General features: G+C 68.1%; 27 protein-coding genes and 1 pseudogene. 16 read left to right on the top strand and 12 right to left on the bottom strand.

What is annotated here, in order from left to right; genetic code table 11:
- Positions 1–77 precede the first annotated feature (77 nt).
- On the bottom strand, positions 78–470 hold the full coding sequence (locus ACM6LR_RS17055; RefSeq protein WP_414938148.1) for an NUDIX hydrolase: 393 nt from the start codon (positions 468–470) through the stop codon (positions 78–80).
- 78 nt (positions 471–548) lie between these two features.
- On the opposite strand from ACM6LR_RS17055, the gene ACM6LR_RS17060 reads away from it, so the two are divergent.
- The gene (locus ACM6LR_RS17060) at positions 549–1,706 is read left to right on the top strand and encodes an epoxide hydrolase family protein (protein ID WP_414944094.1); all 1,158 of its coding nucleotides are present in this window, start codon (positions 549–551) and stop codon (positions 1,704–1,706) included.
- On the opposite strand, the gene ACM6LR_RS17065 is transcribed toward ACM6LR_RS17060, so the two are convergent.
- Complete coding sequence (locus ACM6LR_RS17065) at positions 1,699–2,745, bottom strand: winged helix DNA-binding domain-containing protein (protein ID WP_414938150.1); 1,047 nt, start codon at positions 2,743–2,745, stop codon at positions 1,699–1,701. The two genes, ACM6LR_RS17060 and ACM6LR_RS17065, sit on opposite strands and share 8 nt — an antisense overlap.
- A gap of 133 nt (positions 2,746–2,878) precedes the next feature.
- Entirely contained in the window at positions 2,879–3,259 is a 381-nt protein-coding gene (locus ACM6LR_RS17070) for a MerR family transcriptional regulator (RefSeq protein WP_414944095.1), read from the bottom strand.
- 28 nt (positions 3,260–3,287) lie between these two features.
- Here ACM6LR_RS17070 and ACM6LR_RS17075 point away from each other — a divergent pair, with 28 nt between their 5' ends.
- The 4 genes from ACM6LR_RS17075 (at position 3,288) to ACM6LR_RS17090 (ending at position 6,125) form a co-directional block, all read left to right on the top strand.
- Entirely contained in the window at positions 3,288–3,692 is a 405-nt protein-coding gene (locus ACM6LR_RS17075; RefSeq protein ID WP_414944096.1) for a methyltransferase domain-containing protein, read from the top strand.
- Entirely contained in the window at positions 3,689–3,991 is a 303-nt protein-coding gene (locus ACM6LR_RS17080; RefSeq protein ID WP_414944097.1) for a hypothetical protein, read from the top strand. Before ACM6LR_RS17075 ends, ACM6LR_RS17080 begins: the two co-directional genes overlap by 4 nt.
- Positions 3,992–4,111: 120 nt before the next feature.
- The gene (locus tag ACM6LR_RS17085) at positions 4,112–5,425 is read left to right on the top strand and encodes a DUF222 domain-containing protein (protein WP_414944098.1); all 1,314 of its coding nucleotides are present in this window, start codon (positions 4,112–4,114) and stop codon (positions 5,423–5,425) included.
- Positions 5,426–5,852: 427 nt separating this feature from the next.
- Positions 5,853–6,125, top strand: coding sequence for a hypothetical protein (locus tag ACM6LR_RS17090; RefSeq protein WP_414944099.1), 273 nt, complete (start codon positions 5,853–5,855; stop codon positions 6,123–6,125).
- Between the two features lie 154 nt (positions 6,126–6,279).
- On the opposite strand, the gene ACM6LR_RS17095 is transcribed toward ACM6LR_RS17090, so the two are convergent.
- The 3 genes from ACM6LR_RS17095 to ACM6LR_RS17105 all read right to left on the bottom strand — a co-directional run bounded on the left by ACM6LR_RS17095 (position 6,280) and on the right by ACM6LR_RS17105 (position 10,540).
- A complete protein-coding gene (locus ACM6LR_RS17095) occupies positions 6,280–7,353 on the bottom strand; it encodes a SagB/ThcOx family dehydrogenase (protein ID WP_414944100.1) in 1,074 nt (357 codons plus the stop codon).
- 52 nt (positions 7,354–7,405) lie between these two features.
- Positions 7,406–7,528: a hypothetical protein gene (locus ACM6LR_RS17100; RefSeq protein WP_414938155.1), complete on the bottom strand. Its 123-nt coding sequence runs from the start codon at positions 7,526–7,528 to the stop codon at positions 7,406–7,408.
- Positions 7,529–7,609: 81 nt separating this feature from the next.
- On the bottom strand, positions 7,610–10,540 hold the full coding sequence (locus ACM6LR_RS17105; protein WP_414944101.1) for an AfsR/SARP family transcriptional regulator: 2,931 nt from the start codon (positions 10,538–10,540) through the stop codon (positions 7,610–7,612).
- Between the two features lie 401 nt (positions 10,541–10,941).
- Between ACM6LR_RS17105 and ACM6LR_RS17110 the strand changes: the two genes are divergently transcribed.
- Both ACM6LR_RS17110 and ACM6LR_RS17115 read left to right on the top strand, forming a co-directional pair.
- The gene (locus ACM6LR_RS17110; protein WP_414944261.1) at positions 10,942–11,190 is read left to right on the top strand and encodes a YggT family protein; all 249 of its coding nucleotides are present in this window, start codon (positions 10,942–10,944) and stop codon (positions 11,188–11,190) included.
- A 58-nt stretch (positions 11,191–11,248) separates the two neighbouring features.
- Complete coding sequence (locus tag ACM6LR_RS17115) at positions 11,249–12,196, top strand: Ku protein (RefSeq protein WP_414944102.1); 948 nt, start codon at positions 11,249–11,251, stop codon at positions 12,194–12,196.
- Here the strand turns inward: ACM6LR_RS17115 and ACM6LR_RS17120 are convergent.
- Both ACM6LR_RS17120 and ACM6LR_RS17125 read right to left on the bottom strand, forming a co-directional pair.
- Complete coding sequence (locus ACM6LR_RS17120; RefSeq protein ID WP_414938158.1) at positions 12,183–12,830, bottom strand: B3/4 domain-containing protein; 648 nt, start codon at positions 12,828–12,830, stop codon at positions 12,183–12,185. The two genes, ACM6LR_RS17115 and ACM6LR_RS17120, sit on opposite strands and share 14 nt — an antisense overlap.
- An 11-nt stretch (positions 12,831–12,841) precedes the next feature.
- Entirely contained in the window at positions 12,842–13,453 is a 612-nt protein-coding gene (locus tag ACM6LR_RS17125) for a LysE family translocator (RefSeq protein ID WP_414938159.1), read from the bottom strand.
- Positions 13,454–13,602: 149 nt separating this feature from the next.
- Here ACM6LR_RS17125 and ACM6LR_RS17130 point away from each other — a divergent pair, with 149 nt between their 5' ends.
- From ACM6LR_RS17130 to ACM6LR_RS17150, 5 genes and pseudogenes are all read left to right on the top strand, one after another.
- A complete protein-coding gene (locus ACM6LR_RS17130) occupies positions 13,603–14,103 on the top strand; it encodes an ATP-binding protein (RefSeq protein WP_414944103.1) in 501 nt (166 codons plus the stop codon).
- A gap of 21 nt (positions 14,104–14,124) precedes the next feature.
- Positions 14,125–15,027: an alpha/beta fold hydrolase gene (locus ACM6LR_RS17135; protein ID WP_414944104.1), complete on the top strand. Its 903-nt coding sequence runs from the start codon at positions 14,125–14,127 to the stop codon at positions 15,025–15,027.
- A gap of 59 nt (positions 15,028–15,086) precedes the next feature.
- A pseudogene (locus ACM6LR_RS17140) lies at positions 15,087–15,194 on the top strand (VOC family protein); the annotation flags it as partial.
- 55 nt (positions 15,195–15,249) lie between these two features.
- Positions 15,250–15,438, top strand: a complete 189-nt coding sequence (locus ACM6LR_RS17145) for a hypothetical protein (RefSeq protein ID WP_414944266.1) — start codon at positions 15,250–15,252, stop codon at positions 15,436–15,438.
- Between the two features lie 99 nt (positions 15,439–15,537).
- Positions 15,538–15,744, top strand: a complete 207-nt coding sequence (locus tag ACM6LR_RS17150) for a CsbD family protein (protein ID WP_414938162.1) — start codon at positions 15,538–15,540, stop codon at positions 15,742–15,744.
- Positions 15,745–15,793: 49 nt separating this feature from the next.
- Here the strand turns inward: ACM6LR_RS17150 and ACM6LR_RS17155 are convergent, their stop codons facing one another.
- Positions 15,794–16,900: a cytochrome P450 gene (locus ACM6LR_RS17155; protein ID WP_414938163.1), complete on the bottom strand. Its 1,107-nt coding sequence runs from the start codon at positions 16,898–16,900 to the stop codon at positions 15,794–15,796.
- A gap of 86 nt (positions 16,901–16,986) precedes the next feature.
- On the opposite strand from ACM6LR_RS17155, the gene ACM6LR_RS17160 reads away from it, so the two are divergent.
- The 3 genes from ACM6LR_RS17160 to ACM6LR_RS17170 all read left to right on the top strand — a co-directional run bounded on the left by ACM6LR_RS17160 (position 16,987) and on the right by ACM6LR_RS17170 (position 18,882).
- Entirely contained in the window at positions 16,987–17,442 is a 456-nt protein-coding gene (locus ACM6LR_RS17160; protein WP_414938164.1) for a MarR family winged helix-turn-helix transcriptional regulator, read from the top strand.
- Positions 17,443–17,566: 124 nt separating this feature from the next.
- The gene (sigK, locus tag ACM6LR_RS17165) at positions 17,567–18,163 is read left to right on the top strand and encodes an ECF RNA polymerase sigma factor SigK (RefSeq protein WP_414938165.1); all 597 of its coding nucleotides are present in this window, start codon (positions 17,567–17,569) and stop codon (positions 18,161–18,163) included.
- A complete protein-coding gene (locus ACM6LR_RS17170; RefSeq protein WP_414938166.1) occupies positions 18,160–18,882 on the top strand; it encodes an anti-sigma factor domain-containing protein in 723 nt (240 codons plus the stop codon). The genes sigK and ACM6LR_RS17170 overlap by 4 nt, the downstream gene beginning before the upstream one ends.
- 333 nt (positions 18,883–19,215) lie before the next feature.
- Here the strand turns inward: ACM6LR_RS17170 and ACM6LR_RS17175 are convergent, their stop codons facing one another.
- Both ACM6LR_RS17175 and ACM6LR_RS17180 read right to left on the bottom strand, forming a co-directional pair.
- Positions 19,216–19,392: a hypothetical protein gene (locus ACM6LR_RS17175; RefSeq protein WP_414938167.1), complete on the bottom strand. Its 177-nt coding sequence runs from the start codon at positions 19,390–19,392 to the stop codon at positions 19,216–19,218.
- Between the two features lie 41 nt (positions 19,393–19,433).
- Positions 19,434–19,898 (bottom strand): Asp23/Gls24 family envelope stress response protein, encoded by a 465-nt coding sequence (locus ACM6LR_RS17180; RefSeq protein ID WP_414938168.1) that lies wholly within the window; start codon positions 19,896–19,898, stop codon positions 19,434–19,436.
- Between the two features lie 226 nt (positions 19,899–20,124).
- Here ACM6LR_RS17180 and ACM6LR_RS17185 point away from each other — a divergent pair, with 226 nt between their 5' ends.
- A complete protein-coding gene (locus ACM6LR_RS17185) occupies positions 20,125–21,342 on the top strand; it encodes an alkaline phosphatase (protein WP_414944105.1) in 1,218 nt (405 codons plus the stop codon).
- 78 nt (positions 21,343–21,420) lie between these two features.
- On the opposite strand, the gene ACM6LR_RS17190 is transcribed toward ACM6LR_RS17185, so the two are convergent.
- Positions 21,421–22,032 (bottom strand): ANTAR domain-containing response regulator, encoded by a 612-nt coding sequence (locus tag ACM6LR_RS17190; protein WP_414938170.1) that lies wholly within the window; start codon positions 22,030–22,032, stop codon positions 21,421–21,423.
- Between the last annotated feature and the right edge of the window lie 100 nt (positions 22,033–22,132).

Below are 22,132 nucleotides of genomic sequence, written 5' to 3' on the forward strand. Positions count from 1 at the left end.
CTCGACTTTGGTCTGCTCGGGGAGCGCCACCTTCGCACCGACCGGCGCACTCACCTCGCAGACGCCGTGGCCCGGGCTCAGCCCTCGAGTGCCTGGCGGAAGTGATCGGCTAGGTCGAGTCCGGCGGCTTCTTCCCGGGTGTACCAGGTGAAGGCGTCGTGTTCCTCGGGATCGAGCACGACTTCGCCCGGTTCGTCTTCGGCGAGCGCGTACACCGTGGCGTGGATCCGCATCGGCCTGCCCTCGACGTCGTCCCAGCTGTGGGTGCCGCGTTCGCCGGTGACCCGCACGGTCAGCCCGGTCTCTTCGGCGAACTCGCGGACCACGGTCTCCGCGGTCGCCTCACCCGGCTCGACGGTCCCGCCCGGCAGTTCCCAGTGACCGCCGAGGAAGGAGCCCGGCCGCCGCCGGATGAACAGGATCTTCCCGTCGCGGATGAGCCTGCCGTAAGCCAAGTTCTTGTCCGTCACCAGCGCATCTTCCCGTAGCCGGAGAAGCTTTCCTATCAAGGACCGAACCTGTCCGCAATTGCTCGTAGCGTACGTATTATGGAAAACACCGAGATCCGCCCCTTCCGCCTCGACATTCCCCAGGAGCAGCTCGACGAACTGCACGCGAAGCTCGACAGCACGCGCTGGCCTGCTCCGCTTCCTGGCGATGGTTGGGACACCGGAGTGCCGGTGGCGTGGCTGCGCGGGCTCGCCGAGTACTGGCGTGACGGCTACGACTGGCGCGCCGTCGAAGCCAGGATCAACCGCTTCCCGCAGTTCACCACGGTCATCGATGGACAACGGATTCATTTCCTGCACATCCGTTCGGCCGAAGCCGACGCGACCCCGCTGGTGCTCACACACGGCTGGCCGGGGTCGGTGGTGGAGTTCCTGGACGTCATCGGTCCGCTGACCGACCCGAAGGCGCACGGTGGAGACCCGGCCGACGCGTTCCATGTCGTGATCCCGTCGCTGCCCGGCTTCGGTTTCTCGGGCCCGGTCTCGGATTCCGGCTGGACCATGCCGCGGATCGGCCGTGCCTGGGCCGAGCTGATGCGTCGTCTCGGCTACGAACGCTACGGCGTGCAGGGCGGCGACCTCGGGGCGTCGGTGTCGCCGGAGGTCGGCAGGGTCGCGCCGGACAACGTCATCGGTGTGCACGTCAACGGTGGACTCAGCCCGATGCCCCCGATGGAGTTGCCGGAAAAGGAACTCGCCTCGCTCACCGACATCGAACGCGATCGCCTCGAGCGGATCGGTGCGTTCATGCAGGAGGAGTTCGGGTACATCTCGATCCAGTCGACACGGCCGCAGACACTCGGCTACGGGCTGGTGGACTCGCCGGTCGCACAGCTGGCCTGGATCATGGACAAGTTCCGCGAGTGGACGCATCCGCGCCAGACGCTCCCGGACGAGATCATCGAACGCGACACCCTGCTCACCAACGTCATGTTCACCTGGCTCACCGGTACGGCGGCATCGTCGGCGTACGTCGGCTACGCGCAGGCGGAAACCTGGGGCGCCGTGGAGAAGAACTCCGGGGTGCCGACGGCTGCGCTGATCTTCGCGCACGATGTCGGGATCCGGCGGTACTCGGAGGACGCGCACACGATCGTGCGGTGGACCGACGTGGATCGCGGCGGACACTTCGCGGCGTTGGAGGAGCCCGAGATCCTGATCGCGGACGTGCGGGAGTTCTTCCGGTCCCTCAAATGACGAGGACGGCCGCTTCCCCGAGGAAGCGGCCGTAATCGTCCACTTCGGACTCCAGTCCGGTGATGGCGGACCGCGAAAGCGCGGCGAAGGGTTCGACGACGACCTTCGTCTGCTTCGCGGTCCGCTTGCTGTGCCAGGTGCCCGCGATCCGGCCGTCCACCAGCAGAGTGGGTGCGATCATCCCGCCACCCGAGTTGACGCGCTTCGCCTCGGCGGGGTCGAGGAGCAGATCGCGATCGCGATAGCCCAGCAGACAGGGATCGAAGGCGCCGAGCAGACGAGGCGGGCAGGCGGGGGCGGACAGATCGGTTTCCCCGAGGGCGAAGCCGTTGCTCGTCGGTATGAGATCTACGGCGTCGAAGGCCTTGCGGCAGAGGCCGAGCGGGAGGCCTGACCAGGCGCTGAAGTCCTCGGCCGTCGCGACGCCGTACGCGGTCAGGTAGCGGCGGGCGAGTTCCGCGTGCGGGTCGTCCGGGGTGTCATCCTCGGTGATCCACTCGTCGAGGAGAACGTACGTCGGCTCCGCTCCGTCGTCCTGGCCCCGGCAGAGCAGCCCGCGGTTGGCCGCGTACGCCAAGAGGTGGGCCGGTGCCTGAGACCTCGCGTCGAGTGCGATCCCGTTGCCTGCCAAGCCGTCCACGATCTCCTGCCGCGTGAGTGCCCTGCCCGGCAAGAGGTCCAGGAGGTGCTTCAACGCCTGTTCGCAGAGTTCGTCGGTGAGATCGAGTTGCCAGCGGCGTCCTTGGCCCGCCTGGGCGTTGCGCGGTCCGAACAGGCGGTTCAGCCAGCGGAGATCCGCCGTGGGGACGAGATGGAGCGTCTTGCGCATCAGCCAGGTGCGGGCCACCGCACGGGACGCGTCGACGTCCGATGCGGTCAAACCCCGGCTGCGGGCCCGGACCGCGAGCCTGGCGGCGGGGCTCGACTGCGCCTGGATCGCGGCGACGGTCCTGGCCACGGCGAGCACGTCCTCGGCCGGGGCGCCGAGTAGTTGTGCTCGGGCGCGGACCGCGCGGATGTCGTTTTCGGACAGCGTCACCCGTACACGATCTCATGGGCGTGCGCGGCCACGGTGGAGCCGTGCCCCGGTCCTCGTACCCGGTCGCCTTGCGGTGGCGTTGTTGTGCGTGGTGGCGCTGGGGCTGAGTCGGGAAGGTCGCGCGAGCCAGGATTCAGCCCGCCCGCGCGACCGCCTCCCGGAAGTGCGAGCACTGGGTGAAGTCGTCTTGCTCGCACCCGAGAGCGCAGTCGATCAGCGCGAGCGAGGTCTGTGCGGCCGCGATGCGTCGCGTGAGTTCTTCCTTGTGACGCCTGAGAACCTTGTCCCGTGCGCCGGGCTTTTGGAACATCTCACGAATGCCGTCGAGGCTGAGTCCCGCTTCCTTGGAACGCAGGATGGCCGCTATCCGGTACAGGTCGTTGTCGTCGTACCGCCGACGGTCGCCCGCCCGCGCCGGCTTGAGGAGTCCGACGGATTCCCAATGGCGCAAGACATGTGTCGCCAGGCCGAAGCGCCTCGCGACCTCGCCGACGCTCAAGGAGCTTGACTTCATGTCACCATCAAGTCGGACGATCCCCGGTATGTCCATGTTGCAGCGGCTCGACGCCGCCGATGCCCTGCCCGGAGCCGCCGAACTGCGGGCCCGAACCTACGAACTGCTCCGGATCGAGCCCGGTTCCGCCGTGCTCGACGTCGGTTGCGGTGCCGGACTGGCCGTGTGCGAGTTGTCGTCTCGGGGAATCCGCGCTGTCGGCGTCGATCTCTCTCCTGCGATGGTCGAAGAGGCCCGACGACGATCACCTGAAACGGAGTTCCTGGTCGGAGACGCCTCCGCGCTGCCAGTGGACGGCGGGTTCGCGGGGTACCGGGCGGACAAGGTGTTCCACGAACTGGCGGAACGGCACTCGCCCTGGCCGAGGCGCGGCGCGTTCTGGTCGCGGGCGGACGGATCGTGTTGTCCGGGCACGATTGGGAGGCGCTGGTGATCGATTCCTCCTATCCGGCCCTGACGCGGGAGATCGTGCGCGCCAGGGCTTCGGTGATCGCCGCGCCTCGGGCCTCGGGCGGGTATCGGCGGCTGCTCGCCGAGGCTGGGTTTCGCGAGGTTTCGGTGGCGGGAGTTGTCGGGTTCCTCGGTGGGGAGCCGTTTGTTCGCGAGTTGTCGGACGTGGCTGTTCGGATTGGGGCGGTTTCCGTTGAGGAGGGGGAGGTTTGGATGGCTGAGCAGGTGGAGCGCGGGGATTGTGTTGCTGTGCCGCAGTTCTTGGCTTCCGGGGTGGTTTGACGTGGTGTTGCCGAAAATCGGTAAAGCGCGCGGCGTCGCAGGAGCCGGAAACTGTCGGTGGTCGGTTGTACGGTTCTTCTCGTGGACACTCACAACGCCACCGTGGCGCTTCTCAAGAACTTGACCGACCCGAACTCTTTGGAGTATATCAACGTTTCCGTGGGTTTCCTGGACGACCACGAATCCGTCGCTGTCGCGCAGACCGCGTCCGAGGGCATCGCCCGGCTGGAAGCGATCCGGTTCCGCGCTGTGGCCCAGCTGAACCGTCATCGTGACGGTGCGGCCGGTGTCGTGCCGGAGGTCGCTTTCGCTTTGTCCTTTATGGACATTCACGCGGGTGCGATGGTCGCCGCCGCCGAGGCGTTGACCACCCGCCTGCCCCGCACGCTGGATCTGATGGACCGGGGACTGGTGAGTGGTTTCGGGGCGATGAAGGTCGCCGCCGCCACTGCCTGGCTGTCGAACGAGAACGCCCTCGCCGCTGATGCTCTGCAGGAAAGGCGGCTGCCAGAGAAGAACCCCGAGCAGATCCGGCGGGCGGCGAGCCATGTGGCGACAACCGTCGACCGCGAGGGCGCGGACAAACGCTGCGAGCACCATCGCGAAGGCCGACGGCTGGCGGTGAGGCAGGGCGAGACAGGGGTGGCGTCGATCGAGATCGAAGACGGTCCCACCGAGAAAGTCACCGCCGCCTACCGCCGGATCGACCGCGAGGCACGCGCCCTCAAAACCGGCGACGAACCCCGCACCCTCGACCCGCTCCGCGCCGACGTCGCACTCGACCTCCTCTTGGGAGGACAAGGCGGGACGAGTGAACGGACGGAAGTGTTCCTCTATATGGATCTGTTCACTTACCTCGGCCTGAATGACGATCCGGCGGAGATGGCTGGGCACGGTCACATTCCGGCGTCGCTGGCAGGCACATCGCGACCGGACCGAACACCGTGCTGCGCCGCATCATCACCGACCCACTGTCGGGACAGGTCACCGACCTCGGCCGGAGCCGATACCGGCCCACCGCGGGCCTTGACGAGTTCGTCCGGGTTCGTGACCGCGAATGCCGAAGATCCGGTTGGCACCGTCCCGCGCAGGCCCGTGATCTCGACCATTCGGTGCCGTGGCAGTTCGGTGGCAGCACCGATGCCGCCGACCTCGTCAGCTTCTGCCGACGAGACCACCGGCTCAAAGACCAACCCGGCTGGACCTACCAGCTCACAACCGACGGCACCCTCACCGTCACCACCCCCACCGGACACAGCTACGACAGCGCACCACCGCCCCTACCGAACCCCGCACGACAGAGCCCCTGACCGATACGCCGCCACCGTTCTGATGCCATCGCCGGAAAACGGCAACGGCGGACCACATCGCCACGCCGGTGATGTGATGTTCGGTGTCTATCCGCGACTTCGCTGGCCTAACGCCGTCGCGTGAGCCCGTTACCGGAAATCGGCCACACCTGCTTCTCCAGCCCGAGCGGCCTCGAAACGTCAACCACCCAACGCCTCGACTTCGTCGACCTACCGCCACCGCACCAGTCCATTACCGAAAGATGGCCACGCCTGCCGTTCCCACCCCAGCGGCCACGACCGACGACTTCGCACCGTCGAGACCCGCTGACCAACCGCCGCCGCACCAGCCCGTCACCGAAAACCGGCAACGGCAAGCGCTCTGACATCGCGGCCCGTCATCACGAATCGCCAAATCTCCCGGCACTGCTCGACATTTCAAGCGGTGTTATGGGTACTCGTACTGCCCTGACCAGCCAAGCCTCTCAGAAGACGTTCCTCTCCGCCGCCCCCGACATCGACGAAGTGGCGGAAGCGCTGACGCGGCTGTCGGACGGCGTCGAGGAAGACGGGTGGTGCTCCGGGAAAACCTGTCGAAGTACCTTCGCGACCGGCGAGCCGCTTTTTGGTCGCTCGTTTCGGCCGAGATGCGGCGCTGTGACGACGCCGAGTCGACTTATGGCTTCATCGTCCGGTCGGCGAAGACGACGCACCCGCCGGTCGGACGTGGATCTGGAGGATCCCTGACCGCGCACGGCCGGGTCGCCGCCGCGGCCGATCATCTGCGGAAGTCGATGTACTACCTCGTGGAGTGGCGGCGTGCTGCCACGCGGTCTCGGCATTAGGCGCTCGCCGGTTGGGGGGCGCCGAAGGGGTCGAGCAGCTGGCCGGGGTGCCGAGCGAGATGGGCACCGATTGGCGCGGGGCGTGGCAGCGGATCACCGAGTTCAACCGGTCCAGGCGCTCGACGATCTCTGGGCATCGAAGACTAGGGGCTGTTCACACGCGGGTGCCGAGCACCGACATGCCGAGCACCAGTTCGTTCGCCGGGTCACAGCCGAGGAGGTCCTCGACCAGTTCGTCGCGGAGCGCCGCGGTGAACGTGACGTTCAGCCCGAGCGCCGTCGCCAGCAGGTAGACGGTCTGGCTGAGATGCCCTACGTCCATCAGCAGCACCCGGTACGTCCGGCTCACCGGATACTTCCACTGGTTCCGCTCGATGACGCTGGTGTAGATCAGCAGCGCGCCGGCGTTCCCGGCCCAGTGCTGATCACCGGCGAGCGCGACCAGTTCGTCGTCGTCGATCTTGCCGTCCAGCGGGGTGAGCCCGTGCCGGAATCCGTCGTAGCGGTAGATCCCGCGATCCAGCTCCTCGACATTCCTCGCGTAGACGTACACCTCTGTCGGGTGCCGAGCCCCGCCCGACGGGCTCGTCTTGAAGACGTTCCCGGTGGCCGGGATGTCCGAATGCGTCTCCGGTCTCGTCGGCCGGGCCGCCGTGAGAAGTGCGCTCAAATCACGTAGCCGTACGGGTTCTTCGCCGAACTCGCGGGTGCTTCTGCGCTGGTTCAGCGCGTCACCGAGCCCGATCGCGTTCAGCGGTTCCAGCGACGGTTCGGGCAGCGGTAACACGTCGTACTCGGCCGAAGGCCTCACTGGAGAAGGCGGAGGACTGGCCTTCGCCTTCTCCAGCAAGGTTTTCGCCGTCATTTCGCTGGTCGTGAACTCGGTCTCACGTAAGGATCGGGTGCTGAAGTGAAACGCCCGCGCGGACGTTCCCCAAGGACCCCAATCCCGAAGGATCTCTTCTTCCCGCCGCTGACGGGAGGAACCTTTGACCACCAGCACGTCGTACCGGATCATCGCTCGCGCGATACGGACGAGTCTTTCCCCTGTCTCGGGATTGTCGTCCGCTTCACGGACGGATTCCGGTTCTCGCCAAGAACTGAACCATCGCAGGACGCGTTCGGTTCCTTCGGCGAGTTTGAGCTGGCGATGCCCGAGGTGGTCGTCCCAGACGACGTCACCATCGGACCAATAGAGCGTTCCGCAAGAGGAAACCCTTACCAGCATCGAATGTCTTGCGCCCCAGTCCCCAGTAATTCTTTCCGATATCCCAGGTCATTCAGCGGTGCGAGCGGAAAGGAGGTCCGCCGTTCGGCGGCGGCTCGAACCCACCCCAGGTGCTCTGCGCCTTGTACTCCGCTTCGAGCTCCAGCAAGAACTCGTCGTCGTCATCATCGTGCATGTCGCCGATCCTCTCCGTGAGCGGTTACTCCGGTCAAGCGAATATACCTACGCCAACAGAGTACCGAAGGAGAACGACAAATTACGCCGAGTAATCGCCTAGGCGCTGTTTGAGTTCGCGAACCTCGGTGGAGTCCGAAACGCCCAAGGCGGTGTATAAGCGCAAAGCGAAGCGACGATGACTGTCCGCTTTCGGTTGCTCACCGAGAATGTCGAACGCGATCGCCATCTCCTTGTGGGCGATGGGCAGCATGCTGCGATTCCCGGTCGATTCCAGCACTTCCAGTGCGGTGGTGAACTGGGTGATCGCGAGTACGGCATCGCCGGTTTCCCGCGAATTCATGCCGAGGGCCAGAAAGCATTCCGCCTCGAGATCGGGTGATTCGTTCTCGTGGGCCAGTCGCAGTGCCTGGTCGAGTTCCTCGGCGGCTTCGGGATGCCGCCTGTTCTCGGTGTGGATCAGCCCGATCCGATGCCTGGCGCGGGCCTCGATGAGCACGCTGCCATGGGCATGGGCGGTCTCGCGCACCCAGCCGAGGTGCTCGATCGCCTCGTCGGACTCGCCCCTGAGCCAGTGGGTGACGCCGGAATTCCCCCTCGCCCGGCACTGCATCCGCACGTCGCCGGTGGTCGCGGCCAGTTCGAACACCTCGTTGAACAACCGGTTCGCCTCGGTGAACTCGTTGAGCCGCCACAGGGTCAGCGCGTACATGTGCAGGGCTTGGTACTCGAGGACCACGTTCCCCGTGACCCGTGCGGCGGACAGGGCGAGCGTCTCCAGCTCCCTGGCCTGGCGGTAGTAGCCGCGGTTGTCGAAGTAGCGCCAGACCGACGAGCAGAACGGCACGAGATCCGAGTACTGCTGGTGGTTGTTCATCGCGACGGCCACCGGCAAGACGTTCTGCCAGTGGGCGTCCATCCAGTGCGCGGCCTGGTCGTAGTCGGCGAAGGACTGTCCGAACTCGCTCTTCGGAACCTCAAGGCCGCCCGGCTCCTCTTCGGAATCCGGGTCGATGAACTCCATCGCGGCGGCGACGGTGCAGCGGTAGTAGTCGAACAGCCGCCGCATCATCGCTTCACGCTGGTGTTCGGGCTCCTCCGCGAGCAGGAGTTCGCGGCCGTAGCTGCGGAGGAGGTCGTGCATCTCGTAGCGGCCCATCGACGGCTGGCGCAGGAGGTTCACGTCGACGAGGCGCTCGGCCAGGCGGCGGGCCTCGCCGAGGTCCACTTCGGCCAAAGCCGCCGTCGAATGGAGGTCGAACGCGGCGCCGGGATGATGGCTCAACCGCCGGAACACCCGGCGTTCGGCTTCGGCCAAGTTCAGATAGGACACCCGGAACGCGCCCGCGACGTCGCGTTCCCCGGCGGTGAGTTCGCCGAATCGGTTCCGTTCGTCGCGTAACTGCCTGGCGACGAAGTCGAGTGTCCAGGACGCCCGAGCCCGCAGCCGGCTCGCCGTGACGGCCAGCGCGAGTGGGAGGTCACCGCACAGGCTCGCGACCTGGTCGGCCGCGTCGGGGGATTCCTTCTTCAGCCTGGACGGCCCGACGATCCGGCCGAGGAGGTCCACCGCGTCCGCCCGGCTGAACGGTTCCAGGGAGAGCAGTTCGGCGCCGTCGAGGTCCACGAGCCGGGTCCGGCTGGTGATCAGCACACAGCAACTCGCCGACCCTGGCAGCAGCGGGCTCACCTGGGCTGCCCCGATGGCGTTGTCCAGCACCAGGAGCGCGCGTTTGCCGGCGAGGCAACTGCGGAACAACGCCGCGCGCTGCCCGGTCCCGGCGGGAATGTCCGAGCCCTGGATGCCGAGCGACCGCAACAACGCCTCGAGCGCCGAGGCCGGGTCGACCGGATCGCCCGCCGGCGAGAAGCCCTCGAGGTTCACGAAAAGCTGTCCGTCGGTGAACCGCGGGGCGAGCCGGTGCGCGGCGTGGACGGCCAGCGCGGTCTTGCCGACACCGGGCATGCCGTCGATCGCGATCAGCCGCGGCCCCGCCGTGGACTCGTCCTGGCCGATTTCGAGGACCGTACGCAGTTCCGCGGCGCGCCCGCCGAACGCTGGGAGATCTGCGGGAAGCTGCGCGGGGCGGGGGAAGAGCGCCTTCTGCGCGTCCGCGTCCTCGCGGCGCCCGCCGGTGTCCATCCCGGCACGGAGCCCGCCGACGCCGTAGCGGACGAGGGCGCCGTCCTCCAGCAGTTCGGCGTCGGTGCGCAGGATCTGCTGGTGGAGCGCGCTCAGTTCGGCACTCGGGTCGACACCGAGTTCCTCGGCGAGCGCGTTCCTGGTCCTCTCGAACGTCCGGAGCGCGTCGGCGCCACGGCCCGCCCGGTAGAGCGCCAGCATGGTGAGGCACTGCAGCGTCTCACGGGTGGGATTCCAGGCGGCGAGGTCGAAGGCCTCGCGGGCCGCCACGTCGGTCTCGCCGAGCCGGAGCCTGGCGCCGATCAGGAGTTCGCAAGCGGCGAGGCGTTCTTCGTCGAGTCGTCGCGCCGTCTGTTCGATGGCGTCACCTTCGAGACCGTCGAAGGCCGGGCCGCGCCAGAGCGCGAGCGCCTCGGCGAGCTTGCCCGCGGCCTGCGAGATCAGCCCGGCGGCCAGGAGTTCGGCGCCCTGGTTGTAGTCGGCTTCGAAGCGGGCCGAGTCGAGCGAAGCGCTGCTGATGACGACGCGGTACGCGGAGCCGGTGGTGACCACGGCGGACCGCGCCGCGCCGAGATCGTGCCGCAGCCGCGCGATCGCGTTGCTGACCTGGCGGACCGCCGTCTTCGGCGGCCTGTCCGGCCACATCGTGCTGATCAGGTAGGACGCCGGGACCAGCCTGCCCGCGTTGATCAGCAGAGAGGCGAGGAGGCGCTGTTCACGGCGTCCGCCGAGCCGGACGGGGACGCCGTCGACCTCGGCTTCGAGCGGGCCGAGGACGGAAAAGCTGAGCTGCGAGGGCTGGCCGGTGAGCTTCGGATCGCCGGTGGTGCGGGGCGATCCTGCCGATTCAGGTGAACGGTCGGCGGTCATATGCGACTATGTCGTCCGAGACCGTGAGAGTGCTCAGCACTACCTCCCAGTCGTCTGCTCGCCCGGTGACCGGCACCTTAACCCACCGCTTCGCCCTCCAGCCAGATCGACGTGGGGGTACGCCGTGTGGCATTCGGCCTAACGGGCGGGTGCGCGCCTGCCTTGGAACCGGTCCGATTCTACGCCTGGCGGACCCTGAGCTGCGCGGATGCCCGCCGGTGGAGAGCCGATGTAATTCCGATGCAAGGCCTTGGAAAGCTGAAGATGTCAGCTGGGCGGGTTCGGCGCGACGGGGCAGCGTGCCGAACCGCAGGTAGGGGCTCCGCGGCGGTTGGCCTTCGAACTGGGGGTGGCCAACCGCCCTGGTAGCCCCTTTTCCGGCTGGCGATCTGCTGGGCGTCCTGCTCACCCTTTTCCTGATCGTGCTCGTCGTCCGGATGGTGCTGGACTGGACCGTCAACCTCGCCGCCCGGCCGCCTTCCTGGTCGTTCCGGGCCCGCGGCATCAGCCATCGGCTGACCGAGCCCGTACTGGCGCCGTTCCGCCGCGTGGTTCGTCCGGTGCGGGCCGGTGGGGTGGCGTTCGACCTCGCCTTCACCCTCGTGTTTCTCGCGGTCGCCCTCCTGCGGTCCGTCGCGTTCAGCCTCTGACCAGGTGTGATCCACCGCGATTCCGGGTACCAGGGCGGTGACGGAGAGGAGTGTGCCCATGCGTCCGGTCTGGAGCGGTTCGCTTTCACTCGGTCTGGTGACGGTGCCGGTCCGGTTGTACAGCGCGGTCGAGGATCACACGGTGCACTTCCGCCAATTCCAGCGCGGGACCGAGGACCGCATCCGGTACCGGAGGGTGAACGAGCGCACCGGTAAGGAAGTCGACTTCGACGACATCGTCAAGGGTTACGAGCTCGACAGCGGCGAGTACGTGGTGGTGGAACCCGAGGAACTCGACGAGATCGCTCCCGGCCGGTCGAAGTCGCTCGACATCGAGAGCTTCGTCGAGCTGGACGCCATCGATCCCATGTTCTTCGACAAGACGTACTGGCTCGCGCCCGCGAAAGAGGAATTCGAGCGTCCGTACGCGCTGCTGCTCGAAGCGATGCGGTCGTCGGGCAGGGCAGGGATCGCGAAGTTCGTCATGCGCGGCCGCGAGTACCTGGCGCTGGCCCGTTCGGGGGACGGCGTCATGGTGCTCAATACCCTGCATTTCGCCGCCGATCTGCGCGACCCCGCCGAGCAGCTGCCGGACCTGCCGGGCAAGGCCAGGGCGCGCGGCAAGGAACTCGACATGGCCGTCAACCTCATCGACGCGATGAGCGACGATTGGCGGCCCGAGGAGTACCGCGACACCTACACCGATCGCGTGCGGAAGCTGATCAAGGCCAAGAAGAAGGGCGAGACCATCACGCCAGCCACCGAACCCGGTGAGCCGACGAAGGTCGTCGACCTGTTCGAGGCCCTCGCGAAGAGCGTCGAGAGCGGGAAACCCAAGAAGAAGGCTTCCGGCGCCAGGACCCCAAAGGCCCCGAAGGCTCCGAAGAAGAAGGACTTGTCCTCGCTGTCGAAGGCGGACCTGGAAAAGCTGGCGCGGGAGCGGGACATCAAGGGACGGTCGAAGATGACGCGGGCCGGGCTGGAGAAGGCGCTCAAGGCTTCGTGACGACGCCCGCGGTCGCCAGTTCGCCCGCGATGGCCTCGATCAGCAGCCGGACGTCCTCCGCGGCCGTCGTGTGCAGCCCTTCCGAAACGATCAGGACGTCGGACGTCGTGGCGGAGACCGCGGAATGCCCGCTCTGCCGGTTCGTCCACCGGCGCGCGTGAGCTTGGCCGTCTTCGTCGGCGAAGATCACTTCGCCCGGGTTCGGGTTCTCGACCGTGCCCGCGAAGGTCACGTATTTCTCGTCGCCTCGCGCGTGGCGGACCTCGAGTGAGCCGCCGATCTTCGCGACGTCGAGCACCGCGACAGGGATGGCGTAGGCGACCGACACCGCGTTGCAGAGGTCGATCACCGGATGGATCCGGGGGAGTGTGCCCTCCTTCCGCAGCCGGCGAAGCAGCGATTCCGACGCGCAGCGGTACTGCGTCGGCTTCAGGCCCATCTTGGCGAACGCCCGGCGCCAGGCCTGGATCTCGGGGAATTCCGATTCCGGGCCGTCCGCGAGCCGTCGCGCCGCCCGCGCGACGAATCTTTCGAGGTCGACAGGCAGTTCGGGGGTGATGCCGGTGGCTTGGAGGGTGCCGACGGCGAGGCCGGGGTGATCGGCGCGGACTTCGGGGTGGTGCTGGAGTCGCATACTAGACCTGTCTATTGGGTGGTGAACGCGAGTTTGGCGCCGAGCGCGGCGAAGGAACCGGCGAAGATCCGCCGCATCCAGGCGAGCACGCGTGGCCGGGAGATGACGTGGCGGCGCACGCCGGCGGCGAGGACGCCGTACACGCTGAACACGACGAACGTCGCCAGCATGAACACCCCGCTCAGCAGGAGCATCCGAGGCAGCGAACCGGGCTCGCCCGCCGGGACGAACTGGGGCAGGAACGCGAAGAAGAACAGCGTCAGCTTCGGGTTCAGGACGTTGATCAGCACGCCGGAGGTGATCGTCCGCAGCGCCGGCTTCGGTTCGGGATCGCCTTCCACGACGATCGCGTCCCGATCCCTCAACGTCGCGAACGCCATGTACAGAAGGTAAGCGACGCCAAGGTATTTGATGATTTCGAAGGCCACCGCGCTCGCGTACAGCAGCGCCGCGAGGCCGGTGATCGCGGCGACCATGTGCGGGATGATGCCGAGCGTGCAGGCTGTCGCGGCGAGGACGCTCGCGCGTCTCCCACGGGCCAGCCCGGCGGACAACGTGTAGACCACGCCGGTGCCGGGCGTGGCGACCACGACCAGGGTGGTGATCAGGAAGGCGATGCTCACGCCGCTCACTTTGCGCGCTTTTTGGTCTGATGAACAGAACCAAAGCCGTGCTGCTCCACTGGACCAAAGGCCTGCGTGAGGCGGCCTGGGGGCGTCACCGGATGTAGTGGCATGATGCACGCTCGCACGTCGACGAGGAAGGCCTTGTTTTGAGCGCGCGCACCTCCCAGGTGGACGACCTCCGGCTGGTGGCACAACCGAATGCCCTGTTGTGCTCTGAGCTCTTCGTCCGTCTCATCTTGTCGGATTGGTCCTTGCGGCCGTTGCTCGACCAGGCGAAGACCGCCGCCGCCAGACTCGTGGGCGCACTCGTCGACGCCGCCGATCCGAAGGCGCCGCCGTTCCTGACGCTGAGATTGCGGCTGCGGTCGGACGTCCTGGTCATCGAGGTCGACCACGAGCTGGGCGGTCTGCCCGCGCCGACACCCGCGCCTGGCGAGCGGACCGGGGTGGTGCCGTGCGAGACCGGCGGTGTGACCGCCTGGTGCGAGCTGCCGCTGCCCGGCGGCCTGTCCGCCGGACAGGTGCGGCTGCCGCGGCGGGGGGACCGCAGGACGCTGGTGGACGAACCCGTCTCCGGTGAGCCCGTCGGCGCCGATCCCGAAGTCCTGGAACGACTTTTGTCGCGGCTGAGTGGCTGGTCCGGCTGATCCTCGTGAAAGGATCCGCGGATGGGCTCGAAACGCGTCACCACACCGGTTCTGGAGATCGAGTACGAGCAAGCCGGTGAGGCCGGCGCGCCGGCGGTGATCCTGCTCCACGGGTTCCCGTACGACGTGCGGGCCTACGCCGAGGTCGCCCCGATCCTCGCGGACGGCGGTGCCTCGGTGTACACCCCGTACCTCCGGGGATTCGGCGGGACGGGGTTCCTCGACGGCGCCACGCCCCGCTCCGGGCAGCAGGCCGCGCTCGCGCAGGATCTGCTCGACTTCATGGACGCGCTGGGGCTCGAAAGCGCCGTCGTCGCAGGGTACGACTGGGGCGGCCGCGCGGCTTGCATCGCGGCCGCGCTCAGGCCGGAGCGCGTGCGCGGGCTGGTCTCGGTGGACGGCTACAACGTCCAGAACCTCGCCTCCGCCGGGAAACCGGCGCCGCCGGAGTGGGAAAGCACCTACTGGTACCAGTATTACTTCCATTCCGAGCGCGGCCGTCGCGGACTGGCGGCGAACCGCGAGGAGCTGTGCGCCCTGTTGTGGCGCACCTGGTCGCCGACCTGGACCGGCGCCGGGGCCGCCTTCCCGGCCAGCGCTCCCAGCCTCCACAACCCCGACTTCGTCGACGTCGTCATCCACTCCTACCGGCACCGTTTCGGCCTGGCGGAAGGGGATCCGCGTTACCAGGCGCTCGAAGACCTGATCGCGGAAGAACCGGCCATCACGGTACCGACGGTCGTGCTGGAAGGCGGGGACGACGGCATCGGCGGGCCCAGCGCGGAAGAGGACCGCGAGTACTTCACGGGGGCGTACGACCACCGCGTTCTGCCTGGGGTGGGTCACAACGTTCCCCAGGAGGCCCCGGAAGCGTTCGCCGCCGCGGTCGCTTCCCTGCTCGTCCGGCGAAAGGAACGTCCGTGACCGACCCCCAGCCCGCACCTCCGGTCCCGCCAGGGACGTTCCTGCTCGAACTCGTCCCGGTGCCGGTCAGCGACATCGACCGGGCGAAGGAGTTCTACACGGAACGGCTCGGTTTCCACCTCGACGTCGACGTGCGGCCCGCCGACGGGGTCCGGATCGTCCAGCTCACCCCGCCCGGTTCGGCCTGCTCGATCACCTTGGCCACGGGGATCGTCGCTCGACATGCCGGTCGGGACGCTGCGCGGGCTCCATCTGGTGGTCGCCGACATCGAGGAGTCCCGTGCCGCGCTCATCGCCAGGGGGACCGAGGTCGGCCCGGTCGAGGACATGGGCGGCGTCTTCTACGCGGCCTTCAGTGACCCGGACGGCAACACCTGGACGCTCCAGCACATGCCCTGGCGCGTCGCGTGAGCGTGATCACCCGTCCGTGCGCATGACGAATCCGGATCTTGATTTGTCCTTCCTGAGTACGGCGCACGATCCGGGCGCCACGGACGTGAGGAGGACCCGATGTCGTTGGGCGACAAGATCGGCAACAAGGCCGAAGAGTTCGGTGGCAAGGCCAAGGAGACCGCCGGCGACGCCACCGGCAACGAAGAACTGCGCGCGGAAGGCCAGACAGACCAGGCGAAGGCCGGTCTCAAGGGCGCCGTCGAGAACGTGAAGGACGCTGTCGGTGACGCGGCGGACAAGCTCCGCGACACCTTCAAGAAGTAGCGGTTCCTTCCGGGCCGGGGCAGCGGATTCCGCGCCCCGGCCCGTCTCTTCAGCTGTGCAAGACGACCGGCAGGCCGGTGAGCCGTGTGCCCTGGATGCCGCCGAGGAACGTCTGCCGGAGTTCGGCGTACGGCACGGCGAGCCGGGCTTGGGGGAAGTCCGTGCGCAGGACCGTCGCCACCGCCCGCAGTTCGAGCTGCGCGAGCTGGGCGCCGACGCAGAAGTGCGGTCCCGCGCCGAAGGTCAGGTCCGGGCCCGGTTTCCTGGCCGGGTCGGTGTTGGTGCCCTGGATGTCGACGAGTACCGGGGCCCTGGCGGGGAGCCGGACCCCGGCGAGGTCGAGCTCCGTGGTGGTGAACCGCCAGAGGGTGAACGGCGCGGGCGGACATACCCGGAGGGTTTCGCGGACCAGGTGCCCCTCGGGGGTGGTGTCGCCGTCGAGGAGCCGTGCGATCAGGAAGCCTATCGACGCGTCAGTGGTCAACTGTCCGGCGAAGATCAACGCGAACAGGTGATACCGCAGGTCGTCCTCGGACGTCCCGGGCGGGAGGTTGTCGCGTAATTCCGCCGCGAGCCCGTTCCGGTCCGGCGTCAATCCCGCGGCGGCGAGGTTGGCGATCGCGGCGATGGCCTTGCCCTGGGCGCCCGGCTCGGGGTCGGACATGCGGCGGCAGGCGTCGACGGCGACGTCGAGCAGGTGGAGCGGGATACCGAGCAGATCGAGCAGCACGGTGAGCGGGAACCGGGTGGAGAAGCCGTCCATGAGGTCGACGGTTCCGCCACCGAGGTCCGTCAGCAGGACGCGCGCGATCTTGTGGATCCGGTCCGACTGCGCCTGGATCCGTTTGGCGCTCAGCAGCGGAGCGTGTGCTCGCCGCAATTCGGTGTGATCCGGGCCGTCCAGTGTGGTGAGGGACGGCTGTTCGGCGGCGGTTTGTTCGAGGCCGGTCCAGTTCTCGGGGGCCAGCGCGGGATCCTTGGCGATCCGCGGGTCTGACAGGACCTCGCGGGCCAGCTTCTCGTCGGTCACGATCCACGCTTTGCCGCCCGACGGCGCGGCCACTTCGACGAGGGGACCGGCGGCGCGCAACGCGGGACGGACGGGGTCGGGCTCGGTGATGCCGCGGGTCGTGGCGGTGAACGGGTCGGGGAGCAAAGGAACTCCTTCACAAGAAAGTAGCTTCACGATGAAGGTATATTGGTGACCGGTAGGTTGTCAAAGCACTTACTCGAGGAGGTTCAGTGGAGGATCGGGTCACGTCGTTGCTGGACGGCCTCCGGAGCTTCGGCGCGAACTACACCGAGTTCACCCGGCGCTTCGCGAGCTGGCTCGGCCTGCACTCGACCGACGCCGTCGCGCTGGTGGAGATCCTCTACGCCGAGGACACGGGCTCGCCGCTCTCCCCGGCCCGGCTCGGTGAACGGATCTCGCTGACCTCGGGAGCGACCACGAACCTGCTGAACCGCCTGGAAAACCTCGGTTATGTGGTGCGGACGAGGGAAAGCACCGACCGGCGGATGGTGACCCTGCGCAGCGGCCCCGACATCCAGGGACCCGCGCGCGAGTTCTTCGGCCCGTTCAGCGCGGGGCTCGCGGCGCTGGTGGCGGAGTATCCGGCGGAGGAGATCGAACGGTTCGAGGCCTTTCTGCGGAATCTACGGTCCACAATGGACAAGGTGCTCGAGGAGCAGGGGTAGGGGCTCCCGCTCCGTTCGAGTGTTCTCACCCACCTGACCAGTCCGCGTCGCCTCCGGCACCGAATCCCTCCCAGACGCCATGGAAACCGCGTAGCCGGGCGTCGGGCGAGGTGGAGGCAGCTTGATGGTCGAGGGTGTGCGGACGAGTCTGCGTGAAAACGGCGGCACCGGAGCGGAGCCCGCCGGAGCGAGCCTGATGGAACGGGTCGCGACCGGCGACGAACAAGCGTTCGCCGACCTGTACGACGCCGTGGCGGGACCGGTGTGGGGAGTGGTGAACAGGGTCGTCCGCAACGGCACGTTCGCCGAGGAGGTCACCCAGGAGGTCCTGGTGGAGGTGTGGCGGACGGCGGCGCGGTTCAAACCGGGCAAGGGGACCACGCTGGCCTGGGTGCTCACCATCGCGCACCGGCGGGCCGTGGACCGGGTGCGCTCGCACCAGGCCGCGCTCGATCGGGACGACCGCGCGGGCAGACTCGACTTCCGGCGCCCGTTCGACGAGGTCGCCGAGTCCACGATCAGCAATCTGGAGCAGCAGCGGGTGCGCCAATGCCTGTCCGCGCTGACCGATCTGCAACGCGAATCGGTCGTGCTGGCCTATTACAACGGGTACACCTACCCGGAGGTCGCGGAAGTGCTCAAGACCGCGCCCGGCACGGTGAAGACCCGGATCCGCGACGGCCTGATCAGGTTGCGCGACTGTTTGGGGGTGGGGCAATGACGGCGGAACTGCACACACTGACCGGGGCTTACGCCGTGGACGCCGTCCCGGAGGAGGAGGCCGCGGCGTTCAGGCGGCACCTGCGGGGCTGTCCCGCTTGCGGCCAGGAGGTCCGGGAACTGCGGGAGACCGCGGCGCGGCTGGGGGCGGTGCTCGCCGCCGTGCCACCGCCGAGGCTGCGGGAAGAGACGCTCACGCAGGTCGCCCAGACCCGCCAGTGGCCTCCGCTGGTCGCGGCCGCGCGGCGGACCCAGCCCGCGAAGAAGCCGCCCGTCCGGATCGCGCTGTGGGGTGCCGCAGCGGCCGCCGCCGGGGCGCTGGTGTTCGGCCTGGTCACCACGAACGCCGGGCCGGGGACCGGCCCCGCGCAACAGCCACTCGCCTCGGTGAATTCGGTGCTCACCGCCCCCGACGCCTCGACTGTGAAGGGACCGGAACGCGGCACGACCACGGTGGTGACTTCGCGGAGCCAGGGCAAGGTCGTCGTACTGGCGGGTGATCTTCCGCCGTTGGCGCCCGGCAAGGCGTATCAAGTCTGGCTCATCGGGGCGAGCGGCGTGCATTCGGCGGGACTACTCGTTTCGGACGGTCCACATCGGACTCATCCGGTCCTCGCGGACCTGCCGGGAGGGATCGACCGGGTCGGCATCACCGCCGAACCGGCCGGGGGTTCGCGGACCCCGTCCACTCCGGCCGTCGCGATGATCGCCCTGGCCTAGGGCACGGCCCGCGGATCGGTCAGCCGCCCGCAGGCCTGCCAGCGTTGCTGTCGCTGCACGGCGGTTTCCCGGGTCTTGACGAAGTAGTGCGTCGGCCGCTGGACGCGGTCGTGCCCCGGGAGTGTCGGCCCAGCCTGGGTGGGCGCTGTGCGCGGTGACTCCGGAGCCGTCCGCCTCGTTCGCCCAGAGTTCGGCGAGCCCCACCTGCATCCGTTTGGTGGAGGTCGTCGGTGCGCAGCGGCCGGCTGTACATCCCGCCGGAGCTGACCCAGCTTCGGAACCTCAGTGAATACGGGAATGTCCGGCGCGGCGGCGGTCATGTCGTCATGGTGGTCAGCCCCCGTCGCGGCCGGCCAGGGCCGAAAGGTCGAGTTTGCCGTCGAGGAACCGGCCGACCAGCAGGCCCAGCGCGCCGAGGACGAGTACGACGAGGAAGGCGCCGAAGCCGCCGAACGCGCCTGCCACGCCGAGTACGAGACCGGTCAACAGGCCGAGATGAGTGGCGTTCATGAACGTTCTCCTCGCGGTCGGGCGCGGGCCGGCGCCGGTGATCACTGGACGCGGCGGGATTCGGTGGTCTCGTCGGTGTCGTCGTCGCCCGGGATGTACACGTCGGCCACGTTGATGTTGACCTCGACGACCTCGAGCCCGGTCATCTGCTCGACCGCGCCGATCACGTTGCGGCGGATGGACTTGGCGAGATCCGCGATCGCGACGCCGTATTCGACGACGATCTGCAGGTCGACCGCGGCCTGGCGCTCGCCGACCTCGACCGAGACACCCTGCCCGGCGGACGCGGTGGCGCCCGGGATGCGCTCACGCAGCGCGTTGAACGCCCGCGCGGCACCGCCGCCGAGCGCGTGGACACCGGTGATCTCGCTGGTCGCGAGGCCCGCGACCTTCTGCACGACGGTGTCGGCGATCGTGGTCACGCCCTGGGTGGAGACGAGTGCGCTGTTCTCGGCGGGGGCGGCGGAGTTCGAGTTCGGCCTGGCGGTGGTGACGGTGTTCGTCATCGTTATCTCCTCGGTTCGGATTCCCTTGCCTGTGACGGAAGTTCGCGGGTTTCCCGGTTCGCTCCCACACTCCATGGACCCAGCCGCGACAAGATCGTCACGTCCCGATCGTGTGGTCTGGATCTCGCCGATCGTGGGTATACCGGTCAGGGGAGTCCTTCGCCGCAGGCTCTCGCCTTCCCGCGAATTCTCTGTTAGGAAAGGTTCCTAACTAACGGGAGGCGATGTGCGCGGACGAGGTCTGGCGGCGGCGACGGTTCTGGTGGTCCTGTGCGGCGGCTCGGCCGCCGTCGCGGAGACGACGACGGCGGGGTCCGGGGCGCGGGTGGCGCGCAACATCATCTACATCCAGGGCGACGGCCTCGGCCTCGGCCAGCGCGACCTGCTCCGGCTGGCGCTGAAGGGCAAACGTGGTGAACTGGCGATGGACGGCCTCGCGGTCACCGGTCTCGTGCGGACGTCGTCGGACGACCCCGACGAGATCGTCACCGACTCGGCCGCGGCGGCCACCGCCCTGGCCACCGGGCACAAGACGCGCAACGGGGCGGTCGGCGTGGACGTCCATGGGCGTCCGCTGGAAACGATCCTGGAGCAGGCGAAACGGGCCGGGAAGTCGACCGGGCTGGTCACCACCGCGCAGGTGACGGGCGCTTCGCCGGCGGCGTTCGCGGCGCACGTGCCCAGCCGGGATTCGCAGAGTGACATCGCGAAGCAGTACATCGAGAACAGCCGTCCGGACGTCCTGCTCGGCGGCGGCGAGGACTGGTGGTATCCGAAGGGGAACCCCGGTCTCTGGCCGGACAAGCCGGGGGAGGAGAGCCGCAGCCCCTACGGCAACCTGGTCGAACGCGCGCAACGGACGGGCTACACCTATGTGCGTGACGGCGACGAACTGCGGAACACGCGGGCGAACCGGATCCTCGGCCTGTTCGCGAACGAGGACATGGTCGACTACGGCCAGGACGGCGTCGGCAAATACGCGCCGCGGGTACCGCTCCAGCAGATGGCACGCAAGGCGCTGGACACGCTGTCGAAGAACCAGCGCGGCTTGTTCCTGTTCCTGGAGGAAGAGGGCACCGACGGGATGTCGCACGAGAACAACGCGCACGGCGTCATCGACGCGGGCCGAGCCCTCGACGGCACGATCGCCGAGGTCATGCGGTTCGTCCGCAGGCACCCCGACACGCTCGTGATCATCGGCGGGGACCACGAGACCGGCGGGCTGAGCATCGAGAACTACGACGATTCCGATACCGACCCCGACCAGGACGGCCCCTTCGACGTACCGGGCTCGAAGCTCAAGTTCACTGTGGACTGGACGACGCACGACCACACCGGCGCCGATACCCCGGTGACCGCCGAAGGCCCCGGCTCCGATCGGTTGGGTGGCACCGTCGAGAACACCGACGTCTATCGGGTGATGCGAGCCGCCGGCCGTCTGTAAGGCCCGAACGCCGTGAAGGCCTCCTTCCCCACTCTGATGGAGTAAGGAAGGAGGCCTTCACGGCATTGTCCGGGAGCGTCAGCCGATGCTCTCGACGACGGCCTCGGCCACCGCCTTCATCGTGGTCCGGCGGTCCATCGCGGTGCGCTGTATCCAGCGGAACGCGTCCGGCTCGGTGAGCCCCTGACGGCTCATCAAAAGGCCCTTGGCCCGGTCGATGACCTTGCGGGTCTCCAACCGGTCGGTGAGGCCCGCAACCTCGGCCTCAAGTGCCTGGAGCTCGGAAAACCGGCTCACGGCCAACTCGATGGCGGGCACCAGGTCGCGTTTGGCGAACGGCTTAACCAGGTACGCCATCGTGCCGGCGTCCCTGGCCCGCTCGACGAGGTCACGCTGACTGAACGCGGTCAGGATGACGACCGGCGCGATCCGGTCGCCGGTGATCTTGGACGCGGCCTCGATACCGTCGAGCTTGGGCATCTTGACGTCGAGGATCACCAGGTCGGGCTTCAATTCGGTAGCCAGGTTGATGGCCTGCTCGCCATCCCCGGCCTCACCGACGACCTCGTAGCCCTCTTCGCGGAGCATCTCGACGAGATCCAGCCGGATGAGGGCCTCGTCTTCGGCCACGAGCACCCGCCGCTGGGGTGCGGCGACGGCACCGTCGGCCTCGGCAGCCTGCTCGGTCACCGGGGTCCTCCTGAGGGTCGTCGGGCAGTTCGATTCGCGGGCTGTCCGCGAACCTGAAGCCTACCGGGAACGATCCAGACGGCTAGATGGCGTTCACCAC

Source organism: Amycolatopsis sp. cmx-11-32 (assembly GCF_047608695.1).
In the GTDB taxonomy this organism is placed as follows: domain Bacteria; phylum Actinomycetota; class Actinomycetes; order Mycobacteriales; family Pseudonocardiaceae; genus Amycolatopsis.